Genomic DNA, 5350 nt, shown 5'->3' on the forward strand with positions numbered 1-5350 from the left:
CCCCGGCCCGTGGGGCGCCGTCATCGGGGCGACGACGATCCGGCCGCGCGGGGTGTCGTACACCGCGACCGCGCCAGGGGCTCGGGTGGTCAGCCCGTCGTGGTGGACTACGGCGACGATCTCGGTGTAGCCACGGCAGGTGCCGAAGGCCGCGCCGAGCACGGTCGCCTGGTGCGCGTCGATACCGAGCGCATACATCGCGTCCACGTACTGGGAAGTCGTTTCGGCGGCGTCGAGGCGCGCCGCCAGGTCGTCGGCCGCGACACTCACCGCGGCCACCTCGGCAGGCGCGCAGGTGGGCAGCGCGGCGAGCAGCAGGCGGGCGAGTTCACGGTCCGAGCCGTCGATGGTGTTGGTGGTGATCTCGAAGTTCGCTCCGGTGCGCACGGCGCTGGCGTGGCCGGAGCCGCGGCGGGCCAGGCAGATTCGCCGCCGGTCCTCGTCACCGTAGCTGCGGGCGACGAGCTCGGCGTCGGGTTGGGCGAGGGTGAACAGGGCGTCGGCCAGCTCGGGCTCGACATCGCCGTAGGCGTCGAAGACGCCGAGGGTGGTGAGCTCGGCGACGGCGGCGTCCCTGGCGGCGCGCCAGGCGTCGAAGGTGTCCTGCTGCGGGCCGACGGCCAGGACCAGGGGCAGCGTTTGCACGCCGAGCCGGTCGGCGACGGCCAGCAGCGAATCGTTGGTGAGGGTGGTCATGGCCGTCCCTCCGCGGTGGCGGTGCCGCCTGCGGTCTGCGGGGCGGCGCGCTCGGCGACACCGAGCACGGCGGGCGCGGCCTGGATCTCGCCTTCGGCGACCAGCTGGTCGGCCTCCTCGTAGGCGATACCGGCGCGCGGGAAACGGGCGGCGGTGTCCTGGGCGCCGGCGCCGGGCGCCATGGCACCGGGGACGAGCGGGGCCGCCTGCCCGGTGGGAGTGGTGACCGGTGCCGGCTGTGCGGTGGCGCCCACCGCGGTGGCCGACTGAACGAAAACCGGTGCACGATAAGCGGTTTGCACGGGCGTGGGCATCGACGGCAGCGCGCCGAGACCGATCGCGCCGATTCCTGGCATCGCCACCGCACCCGGTGTCGGCGTGGTGGCGGCCTGGCCGGATTGTTCACCGGCCAGCGCGGCCTCCGACGCGATCGGGGGCGGCGGCGCGTGCAGCCACGGCGTCGCCAGCGGTTCGGTGGCCGCCTCGTAGCTGCGCATCACCCGGGAGGCAACGGCTTTGGCGACGTCGGCGTCGGCGTCGGACTGCGCCGCGATCGCCTTGATCGGGGCGCCGAGGGCGGTACCGACCTGTTCGAGGGCTTGCTGCATAGCGGTGATGGCCGCGATATCAGCGGCATTGGGCATGGCCAGCGCCGCCACCTCGTAGGCGAGAACCTGCGCCTGCAGCCTGGCCGCGTTGGCTGTCGCGGCGGCCGCGGTGTCGATCAGCCACTCGCGCAGTGTCGAGATCCGTTCCCACACTTGCTCGCTGCTCCCGGACTTCCAGGAGCCACGCAAGGTCTGCAGCACCTGCTCGTAGTCGAGCACGGCCGCGCCGAAGGCCGCGGCGAGCCGCGTCCAGGCGGCGGCCGCGTCGGCCATCGGCATCGGTCCGGCACCGGTGGTGAGGTCGGTGGCGAGCTTGTCGGGCTCGCGCGCCTCCCACACCACGCCGGTGAATCCGGGCTGCGGTGGTTCGATCATCGGTGACGAATACCTCTACGCCGCAGGCCCGGTGAAGCCGCTGGTGTTGTCGGTTTCCATCCGATCGAACTCGCTGACCTGCGCGCGCAGGGTGGCGGCGAGCTTGCTCATCTCGTGCGCGCCCGCCTCGGCACCGGTCAGGTAGTCGTCGGCGACACCGTTGGCCGTGTTCGCGGCGCGCGCCGACACCTCGTCGACACCGGCCGGTGCGACGTGCAGGGCCGGGGCGACCGCGGTCAGCTCGGTGGTGAGCCGGTCGGCGATGCCGTCCAGCGCTGCCGCGGCTTTGCTCGCCGCGGCCGCATCGAATTCGAAGGTGTTACTCATCTGCCACTCCTGTCATGGTGCCGTGTCACAGTGAGAGTTCTTTGTCCGGCGGTGCGTCGTCGACCACCGGTTCGGCGGCGCCGACGACCGGGGTCGCCACCCCCGCGATCTGGCCGACGACTTCGTCGCCGTGGTTGCCGGTGACCAGCTGCGAGTGCACGGCCTCGTTGCCGCCGCCGTCCACCGCGCGCGCCATCGGCATGCCCGCGCCCGCGCCACCCATGGGCATGACGCCCGGCGAGGTGCCACTCGCCGATGCCGTGGTCATGTTCGCGCCACCGGAGCCGCCGCCGACCGCACCGGTGCTGCCGACCGTGGACAGACCGCCGCCACCGCGACCGCCCTGCCACGGGCTCAGCGGTGACGATGCCGCGCCCGCGCCGCCGATCGCGCCGACCGCACCGATCGCGCCGCCACCACCGGCGCCGCCCGCGGACGCCAGTTCCTCGGCGGATTCCTCGCCGGTGGCGGAGATCTCGGTGCCGGCGGCCGTCGAGTCACCGGTGGTGCTGGTCGACAGCGAACTCACCTGTCCGGCCAGCGAACTCAGCGAGGACACCGCGGTGCTCGCGGTGCTGATCAACGGCGTGATCAGGCTCATCAGCTGGGTCAGCGACTCGCTGCTCGCGTCGACGCCGGTCGGCGCGTTGGTCACCGGGACCTTCTCGCCGGCCTGTGCCATCTCGCCACTGCGCGCGACCATCTCGGCCTTGGTCTCGGCCGTGATGGCCAGGCCCTCGGCCATCGCCTCCATGGTCGCCGCGATCAGCACCGCCTGCCCGCCCGGTGTCGCCGCGTAGAGCGGGGCGAGTGCCAGGGTCGCCGAGTAGCGCGCGATCACCGCGGCCAGCTTGGCGCCGCCGACGGCGACATTGCCCGCCGCGTGGGTGAGCACCGCCTTCTCCTGGGTGCTCTGGGTGGCGAGTTTGGCTCCGTCGGCCTGGGCCGCTGTCGCCTTGTTCGTCGCCTCGGTCGCCGCGGCGCTCTGCCACAGCTGCATCGCCGTCTGCAGCGCGGTCGAACCGAGCGACATCACCGTCTCGAGCACCGAGCTGATATTCGTCAGCGCGTCAGCCGGATTCGACGAGGTGCCCGACGTGGAGCTGGTGCCGCCGAGCGCGCCGGTACCGAACGCGGACGCCAGGTCGGTGAGCGGTTGCATCAGCGCGGTGAGGTCGATCGTCGGCAGCGCGGGCATCTCCGGCAGCTGGATGAACTCCGGCAGCTGCGGCAGCTGCGGCAGTCCCATCGAGCTGAGGACCTGGCTCACCGGCTGGTCGAGCATCGGCGCCAGCGAGCTGCCGCGCAGCAACTCGAGCACGGTCGGATCGACAGACGCCGCCGCGCCGGTCGAGTCTCCCCCTGGGTAGGTCATGGCTACTGATCGACCGCCGCGATGCCCAGCTTGGACGCTCCGTCGGCGCCCTCATAGGTAGCGGCGGCCTGGGTGGCGGTGAGCGCGGTGCCCGCGTGCACCGCGGCCAGCTCGGCCATCGAAGTGAGGTGGTTGGCTTGCGCGTAGGCGAACGACATCAGGAATTCCTGGCCGATCAGGCCGAACACCGGTACCGCGGCGGCCATGGTGGCGGCTTGGTCGACCGCACCGGCCTGGGCGACGCCCGCCGCCATGGTGGCCGAGGCACCCGCGTACGCACGCACTGCATCGGGAACTACCGCAACGTGATTCATGGCTCTCGTCCAATCTCGAAACAGCCCATGGTGTTTCGTTACTTTATCTACCCGTCGGAAACCGGCGCCACACAAATCGGCGGTGAAGATCAGCTGAATCTCACATGCCGGTTCGGTTGTAAGCCGTCACCAGCTCGGCCCGTTCGCCGAAGGCACGGTGCGCGGCGGACTGCGCGGTCTGGGTCAGCACCCGCTCGAATTCGGCAGGCGAGAGCTTCGCGATCGCCCCCGTGAGCTCCAGGCCGACCAGGGCGCCCGCACCGTCGACGGTCACCGTCACCGCGCCGTCGGGCGAAGTCTCCTGTGCCCGGATGTCGTTGGTCGCCTCGGTCAAGTCCTGTAGGCGGTAGAGCTGTCCCCGCACCTTCGCGATCAGCTCGTCCATGGTTTCGACCATCGCCGTGTCCTCCCCTCTCCGCTCGCTAGACCGACCGTAGCCAGCTGTCCGGCTCGGTGTCGTATTCCTGTTCTTCGACGATCTCCGCCGCCGCGACCTCAGCCTCGGTGGGCAGCCCCGTCGCCGCGAGCAGTGCCGGGTCGAACCCCGCTTCCGCCAGCTGGTTCCGCCGCGCCAGACCGGCCCGCTTGGCCGACTTCTGGCACAACCGCAGAATCTCGGCGGCGAGTTCGCCCGGATCACGCCGCAGCTGGTCGCCGTCCACGGAGATCCCCACCGGCAATCCCTGCTCGGTGGTGCGCACCACGATCCCACCGGTCAACGACGCCGCGGTGAACTCGGTCGGAAACTCGTCCATCGCTCCCCTCCCGTCTGGCCGAACATCACTACGCCCGATCATCCCTGATGGCTCTGACAATTTCCGCGATCTGGCTGTTGATCAGCGAGACCAGCCGCCTGCGATCGGCGGGAACGGCCTTCGCCGGCGAACCAGGCACGATCACGTACCGACCGTCGTCGACGAGATCCCGCCAAGCCAGGTGCAGACGCAGGATGCCACGGGGGCCGAATCGGGACCAGCCCTGCTCGATGTCGATGGTGCCCGCGAAATCCTCCGGCTCCCGCAAGAAGGCCGCTGCCTGGGCCGCGGAGTCGTCGCCGTCCTCGTGCACGAGCGAACGCCCATAACCGAAGTCGAGATCGGTCGTCGCGGTGTCGATGAGCTCGAAGTCCCTGCGGCGACCGGCCTCGGCGGCGGGGAACAAGCTCGCAACGGCATCGCCCATCGAAATCGCGTCGTGCCTCGTCACCGTGAAACCGGTCGAGTGGCTCATCGTTTCGCCTGGCTGCTGCTGGATGACGAACGACGTCTCACCCTTGCGCACCGCCAGTACCCGCAGCGCGCGCTTCGGGTTCGACGGCGCACGGCAATCGATCCCCCAGACCACGATCCTGATGTCGGGCTGGGTCATCGCACCGATGAGCGCGTCGAGTTCACGGTCGTTGCGCTGACGGAGGTCCTGCCAGGCACGTCTTTTCGCCTGCAGCGCATCGTCGTAGGTCGACGCGGGGCCACGGTAACTGAGCGGCTCCGGGAGCTTCTCCTCCCGGAAGACGTCCCAGATCGATACGAATTCGAGCGGGGAGAACTCGAAAACCGTTGTCATTGCTCAACCACCGGTCGGGCGACGATCGGGGCCTCACCGATCGCTTCGTCGAGGTGATCGACCGAATCCAGGTAGTCGGCGCACTTGTGTTC

The 5350-nt window shown here is 70.4% G+C and carries 8 protein-coding genes; all 8 read right to left on the reverse strand.

The window, feature by feature from the left end; genetic code table 11:
- Positions 1–696: ESX secretion-associated protein EspG (locus tag ACFWPJ_RS23490; protein WP_378854547.1), on the reverse strand; the 696-nt coding region annotated here is incomplete at its 3' end.
- On the reverse strand, positions 693–1679 hold the full coding sequence (locus ACFWPJ_RS23495; protein ID WP_378854548.1) for a PPE domain-containing protein: 987 nt from the start codon (positions 1677–1679) through the stop codon (positions 693–695). The genes ACFWPJ_RS23490 and ACFWPJ_RS23495, both read right to left, overlap by 4 nt.
- A 15-nt stretch (positions 1680–1694) precedes the next feature.
- Positions 1695–2006, reverse strand: coding sequence for a PE family protein (locus ACFWPJ_RS23500; protein WP_378854549.1), 312 nt, complete (start codon positions 2004–2006; stop codon positions 1695–1697).
- Between the two features lie 25 nt (positions 2007–2031).
- A complete protein-coding gene (locus tag ACFWPJ_RS23505; protein ID WP_378854550.1) occupies positions 2032–3381 on the reverse strand; it encodes a hypothetical protein in 1350 nt (449 codons plus the stop codon).
- A 2-nt stretch (positions 3382–3383) separates the two neighbouring features.
- Positions 3384–3695 (reverse strand): type VII secretion target, encoded by a 312-nt coding sequence (locus ACFWPJ_RS23510; RefSeq protein WP_378854551.1) that lies wholly within the window; start codon positions 3693–3695, stop codon positions 3384–3386.
- Positions 3696–3795: 100 nt separating this feature from the next.
- Positions 3796–4092 carry a YbaB/EbfC family nucleoid-associated protein gene (locus ACFWPJ_RS23515; RefSeq protein ID WP_378854552.1) on the reverse strand — a complete coding sequence of 99 codons (297 nt, stop codon included), beginning with the start codon at positions 4090–4092 and terminating at the stop codon, positions 3796–3798.
- A 25-nt stretch (positions 4093–4117) separates the two neighbouring features.
- Positions 4118–4450 carry a hypothetical protein gene (locus ACFWPJ_RS23520; RefSeq protein ID WP_378854553.1) on the reverse strand — a complete coding sequence of 111 codons (333 nt, stop codon included), beginning with the start codon at positions 4448–4450 and terminating at the stop codon, positions 4118–4120.
- Between the two features lie 28 nt (positions 4451–4478).
- Entirely contained in the window at positions 4479–5258 is a 780-nt protein-coding gene (locus tag ACFWPJ_RS23525) for an ESX secretion-associated protein EspG (RefSeq protein WP_378854554.1), read from the reverse strand.
- Between the last annotated feature and the right edge of the window lie 92 nt (positions 5259–5350).

The sequence above is a fragment of the Nocardia sp. NPDC058497 genome (assembly GCF_042720195.1).
Classification (GTDB): Bacteria; Actinomycetota; Actinomycetes; order Mycobacteriales; family Mycobacteriaceae; genus Nocardia.